Origin of the sequence: Sphingopyxis fribergensis (assembly GCF_000803645.1) — a bacterium.
Lineage (GTDB): Bacteria > Pseudomonadota > Alphaproteobacteria > Sphingomonadales > Sphingomonadaceae > Sphingopyxis > Sphingopyxis fribergensis.
This window is the reverse complement of record NZ_CP009122.1, coordinates 1,148,230-1,169,773: the sequence shown is the minus strand read 5'-3', so window position 1 is coordinate 1,169,773 and position 21,544 is coordinate 1,148,230. Positions and strand designations below refer to the sequence as shown.

Below are 21,544 nucleotides of genomic sequence, written 5' to 3'. Positions count from 1 at the left end.
GGCCGCCCCGTTGCCGGAGCGGCCAATTGAGCCCATGCGGGCGGAGGTTCGCTTCAATTGACGGTGATATGGTCCTCGACACGAACGACGCCGGGCGCCGACCAGGCCGCGCGCTCGGCGATGCCGCGTTCGTTCCAGGCCTTGACCGTGCCGACGAGCGTCACGGTCCCGCCGTCGGTCTTGACGGTGACCGACCCGGCGTCGAGATTGGCTTGTCGCCGGAAGGCTGAAATGATGCGGTCCTTGATGTCCCATGGCGCGGGGTGCTGCTCGACCTCGATACGGTTGGTGACGCCCATCACGCCCGAGACGTGGCTCGCGGCGCGCACGGCCTCCTGACTCTGGAAATGCCAGTCAACCTTTCCGGTCAGCGTGACCCAGCCTTGTTCGACCTTCACGGTCATCTTGTCGTCGGGAATCGAGACGGTCCAGGCGATCGTGTCGAGGATCCGTTTGGCGATTTCATGATCGGCGGTCTTGGGATCCCACCTTGATCTCCTCGGCAATCGCCCGGACTCCGGCGACGCGGAGGGTCGCCTTCTCGGCGGCGGCCTTCTCGGGGCAGCTTTTGACATAACCCGATAGGGTGACCACGCCATCGGTTACCGCCACGCCGATGTCGGCGTGATCGACAGCAGGTTCCCATTCGAGTTCGGCCATAACGTCATGCTGAAGTTGGCTGTCGGTCTTTTTCATCGTTGGTCTCCTGTGGTTCGGGGGCAGGTTCGGCAGTCGTAATCGGCGCTGCGGGGCTCCGGGTCGCAATCGCTGCCCCGCAGCGCCGTGTCCCCGATCGGCGGACCCCGATTCCTCTCCAATCGAGCCCGGCCGCATGGGCGGACGGCTTGGCGGCAGGGGCGAAGGCGAGACGATCGCTCGACATCCGCCGCGTTCCCGAGCGGCGCTAACCGGTGCGGGTTCCAGCCTTGCCGATGCTCCGGCCATCGCGACCCCTGAACCAAGTGGCCGCAGTCTGGACCTTTAGGCGATCGGTTCTATTCGCATTTGTCCGTAAGGGTTCGCAGGCTCTGCGAACGGCTCACTGCCCGCCGCTCCCAAATAGCTTTCCCGATTCCCCTGCCTGTCTTGCGCTTTTAGAAGCGGCGCGACCTCGGGTGCCCAGAGATATTCGCCGGTTTGAGGGACCGCGCCGCGCCAAGAACCGGTTCGCCCGTAGCGAGCGTCTGTGTCTCGGTCGCCGCCGCGGACAAGATCAGTGCACCGAGCAAGAGCGTCGCTCGTAAGCAAGTCGCACGCACCGCGCTGCGGTTTCGGATGCCGCCCATTCTCGATTGTCCAGTCATGGCGCCCCTTAGGATGGGCGCCCGGCGCCGGGAGTCAGGAACAGTACGTATTCCGGCGCGAGAGGCGCGGGTCCATCCTCGGTCGGCGGCAGACCTCAGCTGCCCGCCGCCCCGCAATCCCTGGGCCCAGAAGCGAGACGCACGATGAGCAACGATCTTTCGATCACATTCCATGGCGCCGCAGGGACGGTCACCGGTTCGTGCATGGAGTTTTGCCACGAAGGCAAAAGGCTGCTGGTCGATTGCGGGCTGTTCCAGGGCTCACGAACGCTCGAGACGCTGAACCGCAGCCCCTTCGCCTTTGCGGCCGGAGATGTCGACGCGGTCATTCTGACACATGCGCATATCGATCACAGCGGCCTGCTGCCGCGACTTGTCGCAGAAGGCTATGGCGGCGATATCTGGTGTACGCCTCCTACCTCAGATCTCCTGGAATTCATGCTCGCCGATGCCGGCCGGATCCAGGAGAGCGACACGGCGCGGCGCAACCGGCGGCGCGATCGCGCGGACCAGCCTGCGTTCGACCCGCTCTACACAGAGGAAGATGGTTTTGCGGCCTGGCGGCAGAGCAAGACAATCGATCTCAAGCAATGGTTCGAGCCTGTCCCGGACGTCCGCGCACGTCTCTGGAATGCCGGACATATCCTCGGTTCCGCCTCGGTCGAACTCGAGATCGGCGGCGTCCATATATTATGCTCGGGCGATCTGGGGCCCGAGCATAAGGCCTTTCATCCCGACCCGGAAAGCCCGGCGGGCTTCGATCATGTCGTCTGCGAGTCGACCTATGGCGACCGGACACGCGATCATCTGACGATCGAGGAGCGGCGGCGACTTCTCGAAGTCGAAGCAACCGGAGCGCTCGCTCGCGGCGGCAATCTGGTTATTCCGGTTTTCGCGCTCGAACGGACACAGGAGCTTCTGCTCGACCTGGCCGCGCTTATCAACGCCGGGAAGATTCCGTCGGTTCCGGTGTTCATCGATTCGCCGCTCGCCAATCGCGCGACCACGGTATTTTCCAAATATTCCGAGGCGCTCGAAGATATCGATGGCCACGTCTTCGACCATCCTGCGTTTCATTATGTCGAGGATGTAAATGAATCGATCCGCCTCAACAGCCTCACGGGCGCGATCATTCTCGCGGCGTCGGGGATGTGCGAAGGGGGCCGCATCCGGCACCATCTCAAGCATAATCTGGCGCGGCGCGAGTCGACGGTGCTATTCGTCGGCTATCAGGCCGAAGGGTCGCTGGGGCGCACGCTGCTCGATGGCGCAACGCGCGTCCGAATTTCGGGCGAGGATGTCGCAGTGCGGGCGCAGATCAGGCGAATCGACAGCTATTCTGCGCATGCCGACCAGAACGATTTGCTGGTGTGGCTCGAGGCGCGACAACCGATCGCGGGGAGCCTGTTCCTGACCCATGGCGAAGGCCCCGCGATCGAGACGCTGCGCCGGCTGTCGCAGGCGCGCAGCTTCGCGCAGACCATAGCCGCGCCAGCGATGGGCGAGACCTACCAGCTGGGCAGCCGGACCGCCGCCAAGCGGATCAAGACGGGCGATCCGGCGCTCCAGGCCGTAGTCGGACGCGACTGGCAGAATAGTTACGCCGATTTTGCAACCCATCTCAAAGCCGAGCTCGCGCAAATCGCGGATGCCGACGCGCGGATGAAGGCGATCACAGCGATGCGCGAAGTCCTGGCCAGCTATCGCGAAGCGCGTTCGGCGCATAGCCGCCCCGCGGCAGGCCATTGACGGTCGCCGCGCGAGTCAAGATTGTCGGCCACGAGCCAATCCGCGCCGCCCGGCCGAATGAGAACCCGCAACTGGCATTGCCCGGAAAGGAGCGCGTGATCCGATGACGAGCCAGCCGCTCCTTGCCCACTGGCCGCTCTTGTCAGGACTGGGTATTTCGCTCGGCCTCGGCCTTCTCATGGGCGTGCAACGTGGATGGACGCTCAGGCGCGCGGCCGCCGGAAGTCGATTTGCCGGAGTCCGAACCTTCGCGCTGCTCGGGCTCATCGGCGGGACCGCCGGCGCACTCCTGCGCATCGATCGCCTCGCTACCGGCGTCCTGCTCGCAAGCGCTGCGCTGCTCGTCGTGCTTGGCTTTGCGCACACCGTGCGCGAGACCGGCAAGATCAGCGGGACTAACGCGCTCGCCGGTCTCGTCACGCTGGCTTGCGGCTTTCTCGCCGTTGCCGGATCGCCGCAGGTCGCGGCGATCATTGCGGTCAGCGCGGCCTTTTTACTGACGTTCCGTCCGCAGCTCCATCGCTGGGTCAAGGGAATGACCGAGGCCGAGGTCAGCGCTGTGATACGATTTGCCTTGATCGCACTCGTCGTCGTGCCTCTTCTGCCGGATCTTAGGGTCGGCCCTTATGATGCCTGGAATCCCCGGCAACTGGGGATGGTGGTCGCCTTTGTGTCAGGCTTCTCGTTTGCCGGCTATCTTGCGTGCCGCCGCTTCGGCGCGACGCGCGGCACGCTCATGATGGCCGCGACCGGCGCGATGGTGTCGTCGACCGCCGTAACGGCGACGCTTGCGACCCGGCTTCGCGATGACCTGGAGAATGCTTCCGTGCTCGTGGCGGGAATTGCAGCGGCCTCGGCCGTTATGCTCATCCGGGTCATCATTCTCGTCGCGCTTCTTGCCCCAATTGCGCTCCCTGCTCTTTCGCTGCTGCTCGCGCCCGCCGCGCTTGTTAGCCTCGGCGCCACGCTTTGGGGCGTGCTGGCGGGCCGCCATTCTGGTACCGTGGAACCCAGCCCCGTTGTGCTGCGCAATCCCCTGAACCTTGTGACTGCACTGATCCTGACGGCGCTTGTCATGGCGATGGCTGTTGCCGCGCGCTGGCTGATCGAACGCGTCGGCGAGGCGGGCCTTGCCGCCGTCCTCGCGCTATCGGGCATCGCCGATGTCGATGCCGCGGTCATAACCATCGGTGGACTGCCTGCGGGTATACTCGACAGCCGGACCGCAGGACTCGTTGTCGCGGCACCCGTCATGGCGAACACATTGTTCAAGGCGGTGATCACGGTCGCGATCGTCCGGACCCGCCGCGGCTGGCTTGCCGCGCTCCCGCTCGTTGCCAGCGTTTTTGCAGGCGGCGTGATGGTCGCATTCCTGTGATGAGGCAGGCGCCAAACCGGGTACCGCTGCTCCGGCTTATGGGATGTAGCGTATTCGTCCACTGGGATTAGCAGACGCGATTAAGGGAGCGGTCGGCTGCCCGCATCGATCGCGCGCTTTGCGCCGGCTGGGTCGCGAAGGCCGTCGCGAAAGCTCTCGAGCCGAGCCCGATAGCCTTCGGCGTCGCCAAATTCGAGGAACTCATAATATCGCTTGTGCGGGTCGCTGATCCGCACCGCATGTTTGATCGGGCACCAATATTGCTCGGTGCGGCTCGATATCTCGCGCACATAGGCAATTACGCCATTGCCATAGCCGCAATAGGCGCAGTTGAGCGCCTCGATCCAGTTGAGATAGGCGAGGTGACCGCGATCGAGCGCGATATAATCCGAGCGCTTGATCCGCGGGATTTTGTAGGCGCGAAAACATATCGCCTGAAAGATGCTCGCCCAGAGGTCGAGAAGTGCGAGCGGCACGATCATCGAATAGATGACCGGCGCCGACAGGATGGTGGCCGGAGACGCCTGCTTCAACAACCCGGTCACGCTGATCCGCAACTGGCGCTGCTGCGCGACGATGCCTTCCTCGAACCGGATGATGCGACGCTTGATCGACCAGCCGAGCGCGCGTCGGCGCTGCTCGATCTCGCGGTCAAGCTCGGCCTGGAGGCGGACGATTTCGCCGGCGAGTTCCTTCATGCGCGCCGTCATGGAGTGATGATGACCTTGAGCGCCCCGGTCTCGGACGCGCGGGCAAAGACGTCATAGGCGGCCATCGCTTCGGCGAGGGCAAAGCGATGGGTGATGAGCTGCGCGGGATCGAGCTTCTTCGCGGCGACCGTCTTGAGCAGCATCGGCGTGCTCACCGTGTCTACGAGGCGCGTGGTGATCGCGATGTTGCGCGACCAGAGCCTCTCGAGGTGCAGGTCGGCCTTGGCGCCATGAACGCCGATATTGGCGATGATCCCCCCGACCGCGACCAGCTCTTGGCACAATTCGAAGGTCGCGGGCACGCCGACAGCCTCGATGACAGTATCGACACCGCGCCCTTCGGTCAGCGCCATGACAGTCGCGGTGGCATCGCTTTCGCCGCTGTCGACCAGGTGGGTCGCACCAAAGCGACCCGCCACGGCAAGGCGGTTGGTGTCGAGGTCGATCATGAAGATCGCGGCCGGTGAATAGAATTGGGCCGTGAGCAGGCTGGCGAGCCCGATCGGGCCAGCGCCGACGATCGCAACCGTGCTCCCCGGCGCGACCTTGCCGTTGAGCACGCCGCATTCGAAGCCCGTGGGAAGGATGTCGCTCAGCATCACGAGCGCTTCCTCGTCCGATCCCGCGGGTATCGGGTAAAGGCTGGTGTCGGCGTGCGGGATGCGGACATAGCCTGCCTGCGTGCCGTCGATGCTGTTACCGAGGATCCAGCCGCCGGTTTCGCAGTGGGAGTAAAGCCCGCGCCGGCAATATTCGCAGCGCCCGCAGGCGGTGATGCAAGAAATCAGCACATGATCGCCGGGTTTGAAGGCCGACACGGCGGCTCCGACCTCCTCGACGACGCCCACCCCTTCGTGCCCGAGGATGCGGCCGGGCGTACAGGTCGGCACATCGCCCTTGAGGATATGAAGGTCGGTCCCGCAGATCGTCGTGTGGATAATCCGGACAAGGGCATCGCCGGGATCGGCGATCGAGGGTCTGGAGACCTCGTCGAGCGATTTCGAACCGGGGCCGTGATAGACGAGCGCTTTCATATCGCCTCCCTCAAATGGAGCCCGCTGAGCGGCCTCGATGCCCAATCATAGTCGCGTCGGCCGCAGCCCCGGCATTCGTAGAATCCCCAACATCGGCGGCGCTACGCCCAGCCTATGATCGGGCGGCGATATTTAAGGGAAGGACAAGGACATGTTTGCAGCGCAAGGCCGGGACAGCGTCGGCGGCTATGCCAATTTATGGTGGCCGCTCGCGCTTGGCGCCGGCGCTGCGGCCGTGCTCCTGTTCCTCCAGTTCACGCCGCGCCCCTTTCTCATGACGGTGACTGCCATTTTGTGGCTGGTCGCGCTGATGGCGGCGGCGGCGTGGGTTCAGGCCCGCGAGGCGCGGCTGACCGCGCGCCGCAGCGAACGCCTCGCCTGGCGTACGGCGGGCGGCGCCTATCTGCTGGCCGCTGCAGCCCTCGTGGCCGATCCGCTGCTCGGGAAGCCGGGCCTTGCGATGACGCTCGCCGGGGCGCTCGCGATGTCGGGCGTGGCGCGCCTTTCGGTCGGACTGGGGCGCGCCGGCGACGGCCGGGCCTGGCTCTATCTATCGGGAAGCTTCTCACTTGCGGTTGCCATGATGATCGGTTTTGGCTGGCCCTTTCCGGTCGTGATCCCGGCGATCAAGGCGCTGGCGCTCGACTTGCTCGGTCTGGGTGCGATGCTGATCCTCGCGCAAACGCGGCGCAGGGGCACAAAGCCCGCCGAGCCACCTCGGACTCGATAGCCGCACGCGCGGCGCCATCGCCGCGCAGCTTCCGTATATTTACGGAATGCGCATTCGGCGGTGGTGCCTAGACTCGGAGGCCTAAGGAGTTCGCCATGGCCGCGTCGGCAGTCTTCGCCACCCTCGCCCGCCGCCGACCACTAGGCGAGCCGGCAATTTCGGAGCAGCTGTCTTCACGCTCTGCCGTGCGCCAGAACGAACAACAGGGGCTTGGCGGAACCCTTCCGCTGCGGCCGCGCCCCTCCCACAATCAAGGATTTCCGACATGACCGACCAGATATTGGACAGGACGCTCGCCGAACCCGGCGAGATCAGAATCGCCACCCGCGATAATGTGGAGCTTTTGCTGCGTCCGGTCAGCGCCGCTGACAGCGACCGGGTAAACCGCCTTTACGATGGCCTGGCCCCTGACGATATGCAGTATCGCTTCCTGAGCGCCCAGCCCCATCTTTCGCCGTCGCAGCTCGCTGCGATGATCGCGGTCGATCATCGCCACCGCGAGCATCTTCTTGCCTTCGACCAAGCTGATGGCGCGCTTGTCGCCAGCCTCTTCATCGCTGCCGATCAGGGGTTCGAGCTGGCCGAGGTCGCGATCGCGGTCGCACCGACGCACAAGGGACGCGGCGTCGGATGGAGCTTGCTGCACCATGCCGTCGACCTGGCGCGCGAGCGGGGAATTCATCGGCTGCGGTCCATCGAAAGCCGCGCCAACCGGGAAGCGATCGAGGTCGAGCATATGGTCGGTTTCCGGTCGAGCGATTATGAAGGCGACGCGACACTGGCGCTGCTGGAAATCGACCTTCGGGAAGCCGCCGCGTGAGATGAGATTCTTGCTGCACCCCTCGCCCGCGCTTGGGCGACAGTCGTGCCGGCGCCTTCTCCCTCTAGAAGTTCGATGAAGCTATGCGCAAGAAAATGATTGTCGTGCAGCTCGACGCGCCGGGCGAGCCGCTGCGGCGGGTGGAGCGACCGATACCGGAGCCCGCTCCCGGTGAAATCCGCCTCGCCGTCACGGCGTGCTGTGTGTACCGCACCGATCTTGATATTGCCGACTGGAGGCGGCGAATGCGGCGCTCGACCTCCTGCGTTCGGGCGGTGGAAGGCGCGCTGGTTCTGGTACCCCCATCTCCTCGCGCCAACGCATCGGAGTTTTCCGATACGTCTTGACGTTATTTTATATATCGGCTAATCCCGATGAATGAATAGCAACATCGCTCTATCCACGCTCGCGGCGCTGGCACATCCAACCCGGCTCGATGCTTTCCGCTTGCTGGTCCAGCATGAGCCCGAAGGGCTGTCGACCGGCGAGCTCGTCAAGGCCTCGGGGCTGACGCAAAGCACATTCTCGACGCATCTGGCAGTGCTGGCCAAAGCTGGGCTCGTAAAATCCGAGAAACGCGGCCGCCAGTTCATCCAGCGCGCCGAGATCGATGCTCTCAAAGGCCTGATGCTGTTTCTCGCCAAAGACTGTTGCCAGGGCCGGGCGGAGCTTTGCGAGCCGCTGCTCGCCGAACTCGCCTGCTGCTGACGGAACCCCGATCATGACCGACATTATCATCTATCATAATCCCGACTGCGGAACGTCGCGCAACGCGCTGGCAATGGTCCGCAATGCAGGCATCGAACCCCATGTCGTCGAATATCTGAAAACACCACCGACACGGGAGTTGCTCGTCCAGCTGATCGAACGGGCCGGCATCACGCCGCGCGACCTGCTCCGCGAAAAGGGCACGCCGTTCGCCGAGCTCGGTCTCGATCGCCCCGAACTGAACGACGACCAACTGATCGACGCGATGATGGCGCACCCGATCCTGATCAACCGTCCGATCGTCGTGTCGCGGCTCGGGGTGAAGCTCTGCCGCCCTTCGGAGGTCGTGCTCGATCTTCTTCCCACGCCCCAGCGCGGGGCCTTCGCCAAGGAAGATGGTGAGCAGGTCGTCGACGCCGCCGGCCATCGGACGCAAAGCTGAAGGAAACATCGATGCCGACCCCGGAACGGGAACGCCTGTCGTTCCTCGATCGCTACCTCACGCTTTGGATATTTCTCGCGATGGCGCTCGGCGTCGCGCTCGGGTCGATGTTCGAAGGCCTGCCCCAAGCGATAGACGCCATGTCGGTCGGCTCGACCAACATCCCGATCGCGATCGGGCTTATCCTGATGATGTATCCGCCGCTGGCCCGCGTGCGCTATGACGAACTGCCGCGCGTCTTCGACGATCGGCGTGTGCTCGCCATTTCTCTGGTCCAGAATTGGATCATCGGCCCGGTGCTGATGTTCGCGCTCGCGGCGATCTTTCTCTCGGACAAACCCGAATATATGACCGGGCTAATCCTGATCGGCCTCGCGCGCTGTATCGCGATGGTGATCGTCTGGAACCAGCTCGCGAAGGGCGACAATCAATATGTCGCGGCGCTTGTCGCGTTCAACTCGATCTTCCAGATCCTGTTCTTCAGCGTCTACGCCTGGTTCTTCCTCACCGTCCTCCCACCCCTGTTCGGGCTCGAGGGCAGCGTCATCGACGTCAGCTTCTGGACCGTTGCCGAGGCTGTGCTGATCTATCTCGGCCTCCCCTTTCTAGCGGGCTTTCTCACCCGCAAGCTGCTTGCAAGTGCCAAGGGCAACGCGTGGTACGAGACGCGCTTCCTGCCAAAGATTGCGCCAGTAACGCTGGTCGCACTGCTCTTCACGATCGTCGCGATGTTCAGCCTCAAGGGCGAAGAGATCGTGACCATCCCCGGCGACGCGGTGCGGATCGCGATCCCGTTGACCATCTATTTCATTGTCCAGTTCATCATCAGCTTTTGGATGGGCAAGCTGATCGAGGCAGATTATCCGCGCACCACGGCGGTAGCCTTCACGGCGGCCGGCAATAATTTCGAGCTTGCGATCGCGGTTGCGATCGCGGCCTTCGGCCTCGCCTCACCAATCGCCTTCGCGGCTGTCATCGGCCCGCTCGTCGAAGTGCCCGTCCTCATCCTGCTCGTCCATCTTGCCTTCTGGTTCGGGCGGCGCTGGTTCCCCGAAAGCACGCCGTCGAAAGCATGATTATGGCCTCCCCTAACTTCCAGCGCCTCCGCGCTCTTGCCGATCCCGATCACCTTCCGGCGCTCCGCCCCGAGTTCGCGCGCACGCGGCCGGGACTCGGCTTCGGCCCGCTCGATCCGGCTCCCCGCATCCTGCTGCTCTACGGGTCGCTACGCGAACGCTCCTATTCCCGGCTCGTCGTCGAGGAGACCGCGCGGCTGCTCCAATTTTTCGGCTGCGAAACGCGCATCTTCGACCCCTCCGACCTGCCGCTTCCCGACCAGGTCGCCGACGACGATCATCCTGCCGTCGAGGAACTGCGCCAGCACTCGCTCTGGTCCGAAGGGCAAGTCTGGTGCAGCCCCGAGCGTCACGGCCAGATCACCGGACTCATGAAAGCCCAGGTCGATCACCTCCCGCTCGCCTACAAGGGGCTACGTCCGACACAGGGGAGGACGCTTGCGGTGATGCAGGTGTCGGCGGGCTCGCAATCGTTCAACAGTGTCAATACGCTGCGCATCCTCGGCCGCTGGATGCGGATGATCACGATCCCCAACCAGTCGAGCGTCGCCAAGGCCTATCAGGAGTTCGACGAAGCGGGCCGCATGCTCCCGTCGAGCTACTACGACAGGATCGTTGATGTTGCCGAGGAATTGGTGCGGTTCACCGTCCTGACGCGCGGCCACGCCGACCAACTCGTCGACCGATACTCGGAACGCAAAGATCAGAATCAGCCTGCAGTTATACCGGCGCAATCAGCGGGGCTGCCCGGCAACCGATAATCGGGCTCTGACCAGTAATGGTCGTTTGCCAGACAACAGACGAATGACGGCTTTCTGGCATTGATCGATTAGGACAGGAACGGCCGACATGAGGCGCAAGCTGCCCTTTTTCGTGTGGGGGGCAAATGATACCCGCAAAACTCCAGCATTGAATCGCAGATTTCGGCCAAAGCCCAAATTCACTCTCATGATTTCAAGGGGTTAGAGCTTATTGGGCTATTGGCGCAGCAGCCGAGATCACCAAAAATGTCTAATTATTTCAATAGCCTAGATATATTGGTAGCGGAGGAGGGACTCGAACCCCCGACACGCGGATTATGATTCCGCTGCTCTAACCAGCTGAGCTACTCCGCCCCGAAAGGCCGCCGCGATGGGCGAGCAGCGCCTATAGGCAGGGCATTGGCGCTGGTCAATATCATGTACGCACTCCACGAAAATTGTGTGCGAACGCGGGTTGCCAGGGTCCGCCGAGATAGTGATGCGCGGCCAAACCGGCGATTTTCAGAGCGCGGGGCTGGAAGTCGACGGCGAGTTCGGCGAGCAGCGCGCGGGCCTCGCCGGACGTCACCTTGTTCTGAACCGTGATATGGAGCCGCGGCGTGCCCTGATCCTGGAGCGTCAGCATTCCGGTGAAATGATCGGCAATGCGCGCGCGGACTGCGAGCAACGCCTCGCTGTCGATACGATAGGCGACACCGCCGCCGAGCGAATAGATTTCGCGCAAGCTGGCAGCGGGCGGCGGCGTATCGGCGGCGATGCGGCGAATCAGCCGGTCGAGCTCGTCGAGACACGACGGCGGCAGCTGGTGGAACAGCGTGATGTGCGCCGAAATATGATTGCGCTCGGGCGGAAAATGCGCCGCGCGCAAATTGTTGAAAGTAAGCTGGTCCGCCGCACCCATCGTCGCGGTCACGATGATGGGTACGGCGCCAGCGGCCCGGACGGGAGGGGGGGATGCCGGGCCGCTTATCGGATCAGGCCGCCTGCGACAGCTTGCCCTGATACGGGTTCGCCTTCACCCACTCGAGCGCCTTTTCTGGGGTCGATTCGACATAGGGGTCGCTGTCGGTGCCGACGTCGTTGATGCCGGGTTCGACGAACATCTGGACCACGACGCCGTCGTCGACGATCGCGGTGTAGCGCCAGCTGCGCATGCCGAAGCCCAAGTGATCCTTGTTGATCAGCATGCCCATGCGGCGCGTGAACGCACCCGAGCCGTCGGGAACCATCTTCACATTCTGGACGCCGAGGCTCTTGCCCCAGTTATACATCACAAAAGCGTCGTTGACGCTGACGCAATGGATGTCGGCGACACCGGCGGCGGCGAAGTCGGCGTGCAGACGCTCGAAGCCCGGGCACTGTTCGTTCGAGCAGGTCGGGGTGTAGGCGCCCGGCAGGCCGAACAGGATATGACGACCTTCGGCGAACAATTCGGCGGTGTCGACATCCTGCCAGCGGAACGGGTTCGGGCCGTCGACGGCTTCGTCGCGGACGCGCGTCTTGAGCGTGACGGCGGGAACGGGTTGATTGATCATGGGAGAGAATCCTTTCTGGTGGATTTTGTGCGGCGCACCAAGAGCAGACCAGCGCGCGCGGGTCAAATCGAGTTGGCCGGTCATGTTGATCGAATTAGGCGATCAAAGCCCCGCCCAAAAACGACGGAGCGCCTCCGCGACCTCTGCGGGCCGTTCGGCGATCGCCCAATGCCCCGCCCCGTCGATGACGGAGAGCGGCGTGCCGGTATTCGCGGCGTAACGCTGCGCCACCGACAGTTCGACATATGGGTCGTTCGCGCCCCAAATCAACGCCCCCTGCGCCGGAAGCTTGTCGATATCGCGTGCCCAGTCGTGCTCGAAACTGAGCCCCTTGGCCGAACGATAAAGTTTCAGGATCGCGCGGCGCTTATCCTTGTTCGCCCATTGCGCCGCCTCTTCGTGCGCGATGTCGGCCGGCATGCCCTGCGCCGCGAGCCCTTCCGCAAGCTTGCCGGGCTTGCTGAGCGCCATGAAGATTTCGCCGAGTAGCGGCGTGTTCCAGATGCGGGCGATCCGGTGTCCGCGATATTCAGGCTCGATCACCGCATTCGAAATCGCCCAGCTGCGGATCAGGTCGGGGCGCAGCATCGCGACCCGCTGCGCGATCAGCGCGCCCCAGTCGTGGCCAACGATGTCGATCGGGCCGTGCGCCGCAACCAGCGCTTCCGCCTGCCCTACCGCCCAGGCGGCATAGGCTTCTTTCGTCGCGGGAAAGCCCGCGGGGAGCGATGCGGTGAAGCCGGGGAGCGCGGGCACGGCGACCGGCGTTTCGCCCAGGTCCAGCGCGGCGAGCAGCGGGCGCCAGATCGCGGGGCTGTCGGGGACGCCGTGGATGAAGAGTTTCGCGGTGGTCATATACCCTCCCCTATTCGTCGCTCCCCCAAGGCCGGGGCCGCTATCGATGTCGCGTAAGGATGACTGCGGCCCCTGCCTTCGCAGAGGCGACGTGTATCCGTTACTCCATCTCCCCGCGATCACGCCGAAGCTGATACCATTTCTGCACATTGGCATTGTGATCGGCGAGCGTGCGCGCGAAGACATGGCCGCCGTCGCCCTTTGCGACAAAGAAGAGATAGTCGTTGGCTTCGGGATCGAGGACCGCCGCAATCGACGCCTTTCCCGGATTTGCGATCGGGCCCTGCGGCAGGCCGATCATGCTGTAGGTGTTATAGCCGTTCACCGCCTGGATTTCGGAGCGCAATATGCGGCGGCCGAGCGGCTTGCCCCTGGTGATCGGATAGATGATCGTCGGGTCGGCCTGCAGCCGCATGCCGACGCCGAGGCGGTTGGTATAGACGCCAGCGACGGTGCGGCGCTCGGCGGCGACGCCGGTTTCCTTCTCGACGATCGACGCCAGCGTCATCGCCTGGTTGCGATCCTTGACCGCGGTGCGCGGCGTGCGTTTGGCCCAGAGTTCGTTGAACGCCTTGTCCATCGCCGCCTGCATCCGCTTCACAACCGCAGCGCGGCTTTCGCCGGTGGTGAAGGCGTAGCTGTCGGGCAGGATGCTGCCCTCGGCCGGCACGGGGATTTCGCCCTTCAGCCGCGGCTCGGCCATCAGCCGTTCCCACACCATGATCGAGGGCATGCCCTCGGGGATCATCACGAGGCGCTGGATCGTCTTGCCCGACTGGAACAATTCGAGGATGTCGCCCGCGTCCATCCCCTTCTCGATCTTATATTCGCCGGGCTTGATCGGATCGTCCGAGCCGAAGAAGCGCGCTTCGTTGCGGAAGCTCGACGCCGAGACGAGGCCGGCCTCTTCGAGTATCTGTCCCGCCTTCGCGATGCTGGCGCCCGGCGGGACGACGATCTCGGCATCCTTGGGCGCGCCGCCCGAACAAGCGGTGAGAAGCAGGGCAAAGATCGCGATCGTTAGCCAGCGGAACGGATGCACCAGTTTCTCCCAATCTTGCCTTAAAGCGACAAAAGATACGCACATACGCGTCCGAAATGTCTCCTTTGTCGCTTTACGCGAAGCGCGGCGACGGGGTGATAGAGCATGACGTTGAAATGTAGGAAAGAGGGTTTGCGGTCCCCAACATCGTCATTCCCGCGAAAGCGGGAACCCAGCGGGCAAGCGTTGCGACTGGGTTCCCGCTTTCGCGGGAATGACGAAATTTGAACGGTGGCTTAGTCGATCGCCTTGACAATGACGCTGGCGTTGGTGCCGCCGAAGCCGAAGCTGTTGTTGAGCGCGGCCTTCACCTTGCGCTTCTTCGCCTTGTGCGGGACCAGGTCGACGCCCTCGGTGCCCTCGTCGGGATTGTCTAGGTTGAGCGTCGGGGGGACGATCTGGTCGCGGATCGCGAGGATGCAGAAAATCGTCTCGACCGCGCCCGCGCCGCCGAGCAGGTGGCCGATCGCCGACTTGGTCGAACTCATCGACACATTGGCGATTTCGTTGCCGAACAGCCGCTTCACCGCGCCGAGTTCGATCGTGTCGGCCATCGTCGAGGTGCCGTGCGCGTTGATATAATCGATGTCGGCGGGGGTCATGCCTGCCTTTTTCAGCGCCATTTCCATCGAACGATACGCGCCCGAGCCATCGGGATGCGGCGCCGTGACGTGATAAGCGTCGCCCGAGAGGCCATAACCGACGACTTCGGCGTAGATCTTCGCGCCGCGCGCCTTGGCATGTTCATATTCCTCGAGCACGACGACGCCCGCGCCTTCGCCCATGACGAAACCGTCGCGGTCCTTGTCATAGGGGCGGCTCGCCTGTTCGGGGCGGTCGTTATAGCTCGCGTTGAGCGCGCGCGCCTGTGCGAAACCTGCGATGCCGATTGGGCAGATCGTCGCCTCGGCGCCGCCCGCGAGCATGATGTCGGCGTCGTCGTCGCGGATCATCCGCGCCGCGTCGCCGATCGAATGCGCGCCGGTCGAACAGGCGGTGACGACGGCGTGGTTGGGGCCTTGCAGGCCATATTTGATGCTGACCTGGCCCGAGATCAGGTTGATCAACCGACCGTGGACGAAGTGCGGACTGACGCGGCCGGGGCCCTTTTCGGCGAGCAGCAGGCTCTCACTTTCGATGCCCGGCAGGCCGCCGATGCCCGAACCGATCGAGCAGCCCGCGCGCAGCTTCATCTCGTCGGACATATCCTCGAGGCCCGCGTCCTCGATCGCCTGCCCCGCGGCGTCGATGCCATAGATGATGAAGGGATCGACCTGGCGCTGGACCTTGTGATCGACGCGCTTGCCGGGGTCGAAACCATATTCGTGGGTTGGGCCCTTGACCTCACATGCGATCGTGCACTTCTGGTCCGAGGCGTCGAAGTGGGTGATCGTGCCCGCGCCCGATTTGCTAGCCAGCAGATTGGCCCATGTGGTTTCCACGTCGGCGCCCAGCGGCGTCACCAAACCCAAACCCGTCACCACAACCCGGCGCATAGTCATTCCTTTCTTCGGCCCCTGCCCCCGCAGGGCGCCGCGTCACTTTTGAAGACGCGTATCCATAAAAAAAGCTTCCCGGCCACTCAGCGCGAACGCTCGGGACCGGGAAGCCGGAAACGCGTGGGCGGCGTCGCCGCCGCGTCCGGCTATGCCGGACAGGGCCAAATCAGCCCTTGTTCGCTTCGATATAGTCGATCGCGTCCTTGACGGTGGCGATCTTTTCCGCCGCATCGTCGGGGATTTCGACGCCGAATTCTTCTTCGAACGCCATCACCAGTTCGACGATGTCGAGGCTGTCGGCGCCCAGATCGTCGATGAAGCTTGCTTCCTCGGTCACCTTGTCGGCTTCGACGCCCAGATGTTCGACGACGATCTTTTTAACCTTTTCGGCCGAATCGCTCATGCACAGTTCCTTTTTTCTGACTATGTCGTGAATGTTGAAAATTGCCCTAGTGCCCGTGGGCGGGACTGGCAAGAGGGCTGGCATCCGCCTGCCCTTCTTCCGCAGTTATATCGGCTGAACGCGTCCCCTTCTGCCCCTCCGGCACCTGGGCGAAGAGATAGGCAATGCGGTCGCCCCGTTCAAGGTCGAACCGTCCGGTTCTTGGCGCCTCGACGCCTTCAGCGGCTGGTTCCGGCCGGAACGACCCCCGACTCGCGCAGCGCCGCCGACGCGCGCTGGATGACGACCGGGGTGATGATGAACCGCCCGAGCACCCTTTCGGGCGTCGCGTCGGCCGGCTGGCGCGTATAGGCGAGCAGGCGTTGCCACTGGGCGCGCCCCCCGGCCACCTCGCCCTGACGCGCGAGCACGATCGCGCGCACCATCATATATTGCGGCTCCATGTTGCTGGGCGACGGCATGGTGTCGAGGATTCCCCGCGCCTCGTCCTGTTCGCCGCGCTGCGACAGGGTGAATGCCAGCGTGACCGCCGGGACGCCGGGATAGGAGGAATCGAGTTGCAGCGACCGGCGGAGCAAGGCCTCGCCCGCGGGTCCGTGTCCGCACGTCAGCTTGAAGAGGCCGAGAAAGCCCGCCATGTCGGGGTCATAGGGATTGAGCGCGACCGCTCGATCGCCCATCGCATTGCCCCCCGCACAATTGCCCGCATAGAAATTGGCGCGCGCCATCGCGAACAGGCCGGCGGAGGAGTTCGGGCTGTTTTCATAGGACCGCTGCGCCAATTCCCGCGCCTCGGCCAGGGCTTCGCGGCCCGCCGGGGTCATGCGCTGCGGCTGCCAGTCGCCATAGCGCACGAGCGACAGCGCGGTGAGTGCGACCGGGTCGCGCGGATTGGCCTTGATCGTCGCGCGCAGACAGGTGTCGACCTGTTTCGCGTTCGCCACATTGCGCATCTGGCGCATCCGGTTGAATTGCGCGAGGCACGGGTAACCCGGCGAAAAATTGTCGGGCTGGCGCTGAACCTGATCGCGCACGATCACGCCATAGTCCCCGGCAAGCTGCGCGACTATCGGCTCGACAGCGGCGAATTCGGGCGTTTCATCCTGTGTCAGGCGCAATTGTTGCGACCAGATCGCGCGCTGGTCGGCAACGCGGTTGAGGACGAGCGTCACATCGGTGTTGCCCTCGACCGTGCGGACGAGCGACGTGTCGAGGCGATAGTCGCTGGCCCCGACAACCGTGCTGCCGGGCGCTTTCGAACTAAGCAGGTCGATAAGATCGAAGCGCCGGAGGCCGTCGCGGAGCTTTCCGTCCAATGCCCTTGCGAGCGCGCGCGATTCGGGCAGATTCCCCGCAACCGGCGCGCTGACTTCGATCAAAGGCACCGGCACCGGATCGCCGACGAACAAGCGGTCCGAACCGCCGCGCAGCGCCCAGAGCGTGAAAAGCGCCAGCGCAAGAAGGACGAGAGCGACCAACCAGCGGCCAAAGCGGGCACCGCGATCGCGCGGCCGTCCCGCGCCGGCGGAGCCCATGACGCGGACCGCTGGCGCGGAGGCGGTTGCGGTCTTGACGTCACCATCGTCGGCCGGCTCATCGCCCGCTCGCGAGGCAGGCGGCGCCGAGCGGTACTGAACGACGACTTCATAGCTTCCCTGCGGAACGCGCAGGCGATGGACCCACGGCGTATCGGCATAATAGCGGTCGAGAAGGCTGCGCAGCCGTCCCACCATGACGCGAGGATAGCTGTCGACCGCCGGATCGAAATCTTCGCTGCGGCCCAGCGCCTCGGTCGCGATCGCATAGGCCTTGGGCGAACTGCGTCCGCCGCGAAGACGGTGCTCGACCAGGAATTGCAGCAGCCGCGACAGCACCGGCGAGCGGGTAAACATCGGGGAATCGAGCAGGCGCTCGAGCTCCTCGGCGATGATCCGGTCGACCTCGCCGGGATCCTGCGTCTCGTTCGTTTTCGCCTGGTCCATGCTACCCTCAAATGCCCCTGGCGGGCGGTGCGGGTGATACGCCAATCCGCCGGCGCAGCCACCCTTTGTTACTTTGACGTAACGGTAACAAGGAAACCTTACGCCCCATAAGAAGAAACACCTCGCGCCAATCTGCGAGGAAAAGGGCGAAAGCCGGTTAAGGATTGGTTATCAAACGGCAACATCGTCGAATGTGACCCCTTGTAACTGCCACGCATTCGAAACTGTGGCATTCTTTGGCGTATCGCGACATTCCTACGATGACGCGGTGTGAGACCAAAAGGCGAAAAGTGCGAGCTGGTCCCTGGCACTCTTCGATCCCCCTCAGGTCTCATTTCAAGACTTCGCCGGGCGGCCAAACAGCCCCACCTGTTCTGTCGCCCGGCAAGTCGACGCCGCTTCTCCAGCGCCACGAACAGGAACGGAGAGAGCCACCATTAAGTTATCGCGGCGCCAAGGCGAAAGGTGCAGAGCCTGATGCCACCAAGGCCGCGAAAAACGCGCGCGCATGGCGGATTGCCGATTTTCGTCGTCAAATAAACAGGCATGGTGCGACCCCTCCCATTCTCTGCATATATGAAAAGAGCGCCGGTTTCCACCGACGCCCCATCATTTTTCGTCAAAATTGTATGGCTTAGGTCGTGGTCGGCGTCTTGCACGGACCGGTGTGGACGCTGGTCATCTGCATGACCATCTCCATGTCGCCGCCCGTCGGGACCTTGCCCTTGGTCGTGATGGTCACGTCGTTCTTCTTGGCTTCCATCGTGCCGGTCATCGCCATGTCGACCGTCTGGCCGTTGGCGGTGCAGGTGCCGGCGACGTCGATCTTGCCGCCATCGACATTCTTCTTCGACCATTTGCATTCGCCGCCGTTGCCCGGACCCTTGGCGAGTTCGGCCGCGATGTCTTCCTTTTCGACCTGCTCCTTCGTGAAGCACTGGTCCATGCCGCTGGCGCCTTCCATCATCTTCGTCATCTGGTCCTTTGCCTCGGCCGGCATGCCGGGGACTTCGAATTTCACCAGCTTGACGTCGGTCTTCCAGTTGCCCGCCTCGCGCTTCACGGGGCCGCTGGCCGCCGCATTTTCGCTCTTGCCGCAACCCGACACCGTAATGAGGGCGCCGATGGCGGCGACCGTCAGAAATTTCTTCATACCCTGTCTCCTGTGACTATCCATTTGGGGGCTTTGATTTGATTCATTGCGATTGTGGACCCGCCCCATCGATACCATATTGGCAGCAATGGCAATTCAGATTCGTACATCGCTCGATGAAATCGACACTGCGGAGGGATATGTCCCGCACCGCCCGGCGCGCCCCGACAAGGTCGAGGGCGGCAAGCGATTTGAACTGGTTAGCGACTATGAGCCCGCGGGTGATCAGCCGACCGCGATCAAAGAACTCGTCTCGACCGCGCTCGACGGTGAGCGCGATCAGGTGCTGCTCGGCGTCACCGGATCGGGCAAGACCTTCACGATGGCAAAGGTCATCGACGAATTGCAGCGCCCCGCGCTGATCCTCGCCCCGAACAAGATCCTCGCGGCGCAGCTCTATGGCGAGTTCAAGAGCTTCTTTCCGAACAATGCGGTCGAATATTTCGTCAGCTATTACGACTATTACCAGCCCGAAGCCTATGTGCCGCGCAGCGACACCTATATCGAGAAGGAAAGCTCGGTAAACGAGGCGATCGACCGGATGCGCCACTCGGCGACGCGCGCGCTGCTCGAACGCGACGACGTCATCATCGTCGCATCGGTGTCGTGCCTTTACGGCATCGGCTCGGTCGAAACCTATTCTGCGATGATCTTCGACCTCAAGAAGGGCCAGGTCGCCGACAGCCGCGAAATCATCCGCAAGCTCGTCGCGCTCCAGTACAAGCGCAACGATCAGGCGTTCGCGCGCGGCAATTTCCGCGTGCGTGGGGATTCGCTGGAAATCTTCCCGTCGCACTATGAGGATATGGCGTGGCGGATCAGCTTCTTCGGCGACGAGATCGAGGAGATCACCGAGTTCGATCCGCTGACCGGCAAGAAGATCGCGAGCCTCAATTATGTCCGCGTCTTTGCGAACAGCCACTATGTCACCCCCGGCCCGACACTCAAGCAGGCGAGCGAGGCAATCCGCCACGAACTCGCCGAACGGCTGAAGGAGCTGGAGGCCGAGGGCCGCCTGCTCGAGGCCCAGCGGCTCGAACAGCGCACCAATTTCGACCTCGAAATGATCGCCGCGACGGGAAGCTGCGCGGGGATCGAGAATTACAGCCGCTTCCTCACCGGCCGCCTCCCCGGCGAGCCGCCGCCGACACTGTTCGAATATTTACCCGACAATGCGCTGCTCTTCGTCGACGAAAGCCACCAGACGATCCCGCAGATCGGCGCGATGTCGAAGGGCGATCATCGCCGCAAGATCACGCTCGCGGAATATGGATTCCGCCTGCCGTCGTGCATCGACAACCGGCCGCTGCGCTTTGCCGAATGGGACATGATGCGCCCGCAGACGGTCAGCGTCTCGGCGACCCCAGGAACGTGGGAGATGGACCGCACGCAGGGCGTCTTCGCCGAACAGGTGATCCGCCCCACCGGCCTCATCGACCCGCCGGTCGAGATCAAGCCGGTCGAGGAGCAGGTCGACGACCTGATCGTCGAGGCGAAAAAGACCGCGGCGGCGGGGTATCGCACGCTGGTGACGACGCTGACCAAGCGGATGGCCGAGGATCTGACCGAGTTCCTCCACGAAGCGGGGCTGAAGGTCCGCTATATGCACAGCGACGTCGAGACGCTGGAGCGTATCGAGATCATCCGCGACCTCAGGCTCGGCGTGTTCGACGTGCTCATCGGGATCAACCTGCTCCGCGAAGGGCTCGACATTCCCGAATGCGGGCTGGTCGCGATCCTCGACGCCGACAAGGAAGGCTTCCTGCGCAGCGAAACCAGCCTCGTCCAGACGATCGGCCGCGCGGCACGCAACGTCGACGGCCGCGTCATCCTCTACGCCGACCGCATCACCGGCAGCATGGAACGCGCGATGCGCGAAACCGACCGCCGCCGCGAAAAGCAGGAGGCGTATAACGCCGAACATGGCATCACGCCGACGACGATCAAGCGCAACATCGGCGACATCATCGCGCATGTCGCGTCAAAGGACGGCGTGACGATCGACATCGGCGAGGACAAGCCCGCGCACATGGTCGGCCACAATTTGCGCGCCTATATCCAGGATCTCGAAAAGAAAATGCGCGATGCCGCGGCAGACCTGGAGTTCGAAGAAGCGGGACGGTTGCGCGACGAGATCCGCAAGCTGGAGGCCGACGAGCTTGGCCTGCCGCCCGACCAACAGGTAGCGCCGCGCGTGGGGCGCAGCAACGAAGGAAAGCCGGGGACGCGCAAGGGGCGGTTCGGGAAGCAGAGCAAGACCAAGTGGGGGCGTTGATCCGTTAATCGCAACTATATGCGTACATATAACGCTCACCTATATTCCACTACATTTGGAAATTGAGTTCTTGCAACCGATTCAAAAT

At 63.5% G+C, this 21,544-nt stretch carries 22 protein-coding genes and 1 tRNA gene; 10 read left to right on the top strand and 13 right to left on the bottom strand.

All coding sequences use genetic code 11. The annotated features are described in order from the left end of the window. Positions 1–53 precede the first annotated feature (53 nt). A complete protein-coding gene (locus SKP52_RS05525; protein ID WP_228383832.1) occupies positions 54–506 on the bottom strand; it encodes a BON domain-containing protein in 453 nt (150 codons plus the stop codon). Next, positions 463–696, bottom strand: a complete 234-nt coding sequence (locus SKP52_RS26890) for a BON domain-containing protein (protein WP_228383831.1) — start codon at positions 694–696, stop codon at positions 463–465. The genes SKP52_RS05525 and SKP52_RS26890 overlap by 44 nt, the downstream gene beginning before the upstream one ends. 752 nt (positions 697–1,448) lie before the next feature. Here SKP52_RS26890 and SKP52_RS05520 point away from each other — a divergent pair. Beyond that, positions 1,449–3,053 carry an MBL fold metallo-hydrolase gene (locus SKP52_RS05520; protein ID WP_039572641.1) on the top strand — a complete coding sequence of 535 codons (1,605 nt, stop codon included), beginning with the start codon at positions 1,449–1,451 and terminating at the stop codon, positions 3,051–3,053. Positions 3,054–3,156: 103 nt separating this feature from the next. After that, entirely contained in the window at positions 3,157–4,431 is a 1,275-nt protein-coding gene (locus SKP52_RS05515; RefSeq protein WP_052207858.1) for an MgtC/SapB family protein, read from the top strand. Between the two features lie 80 nt (positions 4,432–4,511). Here SKP52_RS05515 and SKP52_RS05510 read toward each other — a convergent pair whose 3' ends face one another. Both SKP52_RS05510 and SKP52_RS05505 read right to left on the bottom strand, forming a co-directional pair. Then, positions 4,512–5,141, bottom strand: coding sequence for a hypothetical protein (locus SKP52_RS05510; RefSeq protein ID WP_052207856.1), 630 nt, complete (start codon positions 5,139–5,141; stop codon positions 4,512–4,514). Next, positions 5,138–6,175: a zinc-dependent alcohol dehydrogenase family protein gene (locus SKP52_RS05505; protein ID WP_039572638.1), complete on the bottom strand. Its 1,038-nt coding sequence runs from the start codon at positions 6,173–6,175 to the stop codon at positions 5,138–5,140. Before SKP52_RS05505 ends, SKP52_RS05510 begins: the two co-directional genes overlap by 4 nt. Before the next feature lie 151 nt (positions 6,176–6,326). Here SKP52_RS05505 and SKP52_RS24505 point away from each other — a divergent pair, with 151 nt between their 5' ends. The 7 genes from SKP52_RS24505 (at position 6,327) to arsH (ending at position 10,712) form a co-directional block, all read left to right on the top strand. Then, on the top strand, positions 6,327–6,905 hold the full coding sequence (locus SKP52_RS24505; protein ID WP_052207854.1) for a hypothetical protein: 579 nt from the start codon (positions 6,327–6,329) through the stop codon (positions 6,903–6,905). Between the two features lie 265 nt (positions 6,906–7,170). Beyond that, positions 7,171–7,725, top strand: coding sequence for a GNAT family N-acetyltransferase (locus tag SKP52_RS05495; protein ID WP_039572635.1), 555 nt, complete (start codon positions 7,171–7,173; stop codon positions 7,723–7,725). Positions 7,726–7,808: 83 nt separating this feature from the next. Beyond that, positions 7,809–8,072, top strand: a complete 264-nt coding sequence (locus tag SKP52_RS25970; RefSeq protein ID WP_148309033.1) for a hypothetical protein — start codon at positions 7,809–7,811, stop codon at positions 8,070–8,072. 31 nt (positions 8,073–8,103) lie between these two features. Beyond that, complete coding sequence (locus SKP52_RS05490) at positions 8,104–8,433, top strand: ArsR/SmtB family transcription factor (protein WP_039572633.1); 330 nt, start codon at positions 8,104–8,106, stop codon at positions 8,431–8,433. A 13-nt stretch (positions 8,434–8,446) separates the two neighbouring features. Next, positions 8,447–8,875 (top strand): arsenate reductase (glutaredoxin), encoded by a 429-nt coding sequence (gene arsC / locus SKP52_RS05485; RefSeq protein WP_039572631.1) that lies wholly within the window; start codon positions 8,447–8,449, stop codon positions 8,873–8,875. An 11-nt stretch (positions 8,876–8,886) separates the two neighbouring features. Further along, complete coding sequence (gene arsB / locus SKP52_RS05480) at positions 8,887–9,951, top strand: ACR3 family arsenite efflux transporter (RefSeq protein WP_039572628.1); 1,065 nt, start codon at positions 8,887–8,889, stop codon at positions 9,949–9,951. 2 nt (positions 9,952–9,953) lie between these two features. After that, positions 9,954–10,712: an arsenical resistance protein ArsH gene (arsH, locus tag SKP52_RS05475; RefSeq protein ID WP_039572625.1), complete on the top strand. Its 759-nt coding sequence runs from the start codon at positions 9,954–9,956 to the stop codon at positions 10,710–10,712. A gap of 277 nt (positions 10,713–10,989) precedes the next feature. Here the strand turns inward: arsH and SKP52_RS05470 are convergent. The 9 genes from SKP52_RS05470 to SKP52_RS05430 form a co-directional block, all read right to left on the bottom strand. Then, positions 10,990–11,066, bottom strand: a tRNA-Met gene (locus tag SKP52_RS05470). A gap of 61 nt (positions 11,067–11,127) precedes the next feature. Further along, positions 11,128–11,613 (bottom strand): 2'-5' RNA ligase family protein, encoded by a 486-nt coding sequence (locus tag SKP52_RS05465; protein ID WP_039579926.1) that lies wholly within the window; start codon positions 11,611–11,613, stop codon positions 11,128–11,130. 73 nt (positions 11,614–11,686) lie between these two features. Continuing rightward, positions 11,687–12,247 carry a peroxiredoxin gene (locus SKP52_RS05460; protein WP_039572622.1) on the bottom strand — a complete coding sequence of 187 codons (561 nt, stop codon included), beginning with the start codon at positions 12,245–12,247 and terminating at the stop codon, positions 11,687–11,689. A gap of 102 nt (positions 12,248–12,349) precedes the next feature. Beyond that, positions 12,350–13,102, bottom strand: a complete 753-nt coding sequence (locus SKP52_RS05455; protein WP_039572619.1) for an alpha/beta fold hydrolase — start codon at positions 13,100–13,102, stop codon at positions 12,350–12,352. Between the two features lie 100 nt (positions 13,103–13,202). Continuing rightward, positions 13,203–14,144 carry an endolytic transglycosylase MltG gene (gene mltG / locus SKP52_RS05450; RefSeq protein ID WP_039572617.1) on the bottom strand — a complete coding sequence of 314 codons (942 nt, stop codon included), beginning with the start codon at positions 14,142–14,144 and terminating at the stop codon, positions 13,203–13,205. Positions 14,145–14,380: 236 nt separating this feature from the next. Further along, entirely contained in the window at positions 14,381–15,640 is a 1,260-nt protein-coding gene (gene fabF, locus SKP52_RS05445; protein WP_039572613.1) for a beta-ketoacyl-ACP synthase II, read from the bottom strand. Positions 15,641–15,809: 169 nt separating this feature from the next. Then, complete coding sequence (locus tag SKP52_RS05440) at positions 15,810–16,046, bottom strand: acyl carrier protein (protein ID WP_003039428.1); 237 nt, start codon at positions 16,044–16,046, stop codon at positions 15,810–15,812. Positions 16,047–16,264: 218 nt separating this feature from the next. Then, positions 16,265–18,028 (bottom strand): tetratricopeptide repeat protein, encoded by a 1,764-nt coding sequence (locus SKP52_RS05435; RefSeq protein WP_039572598.1) that lies wholly within the window; start codon positions 18,026–18,028, stop codon positions 16,265–16,267. 634 nt (positions 18,029–18,662) lie between these two features. Then, positions 18,663–19,181: a DUF3617 domain-containing protein gene (locus SKP52_RS05430; protein ID WP_039572595.1), complete on the bottom strand. Its 519-nt coding sequence runs from the start codon at positions 19,179–19,181 to the stop codon at positions 18,663–18,665. An 88-nt stretch (positions 19,182–19,269) separates the two neighbouring features. Between SKP52_RS05430 and uvrB the strand changes: the two genes are divergently transcribed. Further along, positions 19,270–21,456 (top strand): excinuclease ABC subunit UvrB, encoded by a 2,187-nt coding sequence (gene uvrB / locus SKP52_RS05425; RefSeq protein ID WP_039572593.1) that lies wholly within the window; start codon positions 19,270–19,272, stop codon positions 21,454–21,456. Positions 21,457–21,544 lie beyond the last annotated feature (88 nt).

What these genes read in the sequence shown, in the direction of transcription:
- SKP52_RS24505 (WP_052207854.1), top strand. Translation starts at nt 6,327, where the DNA reads ATGTTTGCAGCGCAAGGCCGGGACAGCGTCGGCGGCTATGCCAATTTA.
- SKP52_RS05455 (WP_039572619.1), bottom strand. Translation starts at nt 13,102, where the DNA reads ATGACCACCGCGAAACTCTTCATCCACGGCGTCCCCGACAGCCCCGCG.
- SKP52_RS05430 (WP_039572595.1), bottom strand. Translation starts at nt 19,181, where the DNA reads ATGAAGAAATTTCTGACGGTCGCCGCCATCGGCGCCCTCATTACGGTG.
- arsH (WP_039572625.1), top strand. Translation starts at nt 9,954, where the DNA reads ATGGCCTCCCCTAACTTCCAGCGCCTCCGCGCTCTTGCCGATCCCGAT.
- SKP52_RS05460 (WP_039572622.1), bottom strand. Translation starts at nt 12,247, where the DNA reads ATGATCAATCAACCCGTTCCCGCCGTCACGCTCAAGACGCGCGTCCGC.
- SKP52_RS05465 (WP_039579926.1), bottom strand. Translation starts at nt 11,613, where the DNA reads ATGGGTGCGGCGGACCAGCTTACTTTCAACAATTTGCGCGCGGCGCAT.
- SKP52_RS05520 (WP_039572641.1), top strand. Translation starts at nt 1,449, where the DNA reads ATGAGCAACGATCTTTCGATCACATTCCATGGCGCCGCAGGGACGGTC.
- SKP52_RS05515 (WP_052207858.1), top strand. Translation starts at nt 3,157, where the DNA reads ATGACGAGCCAGCCGCTCCTTGCCCACTGGCCGCTCTTGTCAGGACTG.
- SKP52_RS05440 (WP_003039428.1), bottom strand. Translation starts at nt 16,046, where the DNA reads ATGAGCGATTCGGCCGAAAAGGTTAAAAAGATCGTCGTCGAACATCTG.
- SKP52_RS05495 (WP_039572635.1), top strand. Translation starts at nt 7,171, where the DNA reads ATGACCGACCAGATATTGGACAGGACGCTCGCCGAACCCGGCGAGATC.
- SKP52_RS26890 (WP_228383831.1), bottom strand. Translation starts at nt 696, where the DNA reads ATGAAAAAGACCGACAGCCAACTTCAGCATGACGTTATGGCCGAACTC.
- uvrB (WP_039572593.1), top strand. Translation starts at nt 19,270, where the DNA reads ATGGCAATTCAGATTCGTACATCGCTCGATGAAATCGACACTGCGGAG.
- arsB (WP_039572628.1), top strand. Translation starts at nt 8,887, where the DNA reads ATGCCGACCCCGGAACGGGAACGCCTGTCGTTCCTCGATCGCTACCTC.
- SKP52_RS05505 (WP_039572638.1), bottom strand. Translation starts at nt 6,175, where the DNA reads ATGAAAGCGCTCGTCTATCACGGCCCCGGTTCGAAATCGCTCGACGAG.
- SKP52_RS05510 (WP_052207856.1), bottom strand. Translation starts at nt 5,141, where the DNA reads ATGACGGCGCGCATGAAGGAACTCGCCGGCGAAATCGTCCGCCTCCAG.
- SKP52_RS05490 (WP_039572633.1), top strand. Translation starts at nt 8,104, where the DNA reads ATGAATAGCAACATCGCTCTATCCACGCTCGCGGCGCTGGCACATCCA.
- arsC (WP_039572631.1), top strand. Translation starts at nt 8,447, where the DNA reads ATGACCGACATTATCATCTATCATAATCCCGACTGCGGAACGTCGCGC.
- SKP52_RS05435 (WP_039572598.1), bottom strand. Translation starts at nt 18,028, where the DNA reads ATGGACCAGGCGAAAACGAACGAGACGCAGGATCCCGGCGAGGTCGAC.
- fabF (WP_039572613.1), bottom strand. Translation starts at nt 15,640, where the DNA reads ATGCGCCGGGTTGTGGTGACGGGTTTGGGTTTGGTGACGCCGCTGGGC.
- SKP52_RS25970 (WP_148309033.1), top strand. Translation starts at nt 7,809, where the DNA reads ATGCGCAAGAAAATGATTGTCGTGCAGCTCGACGCGCCGGGCGAGCCG.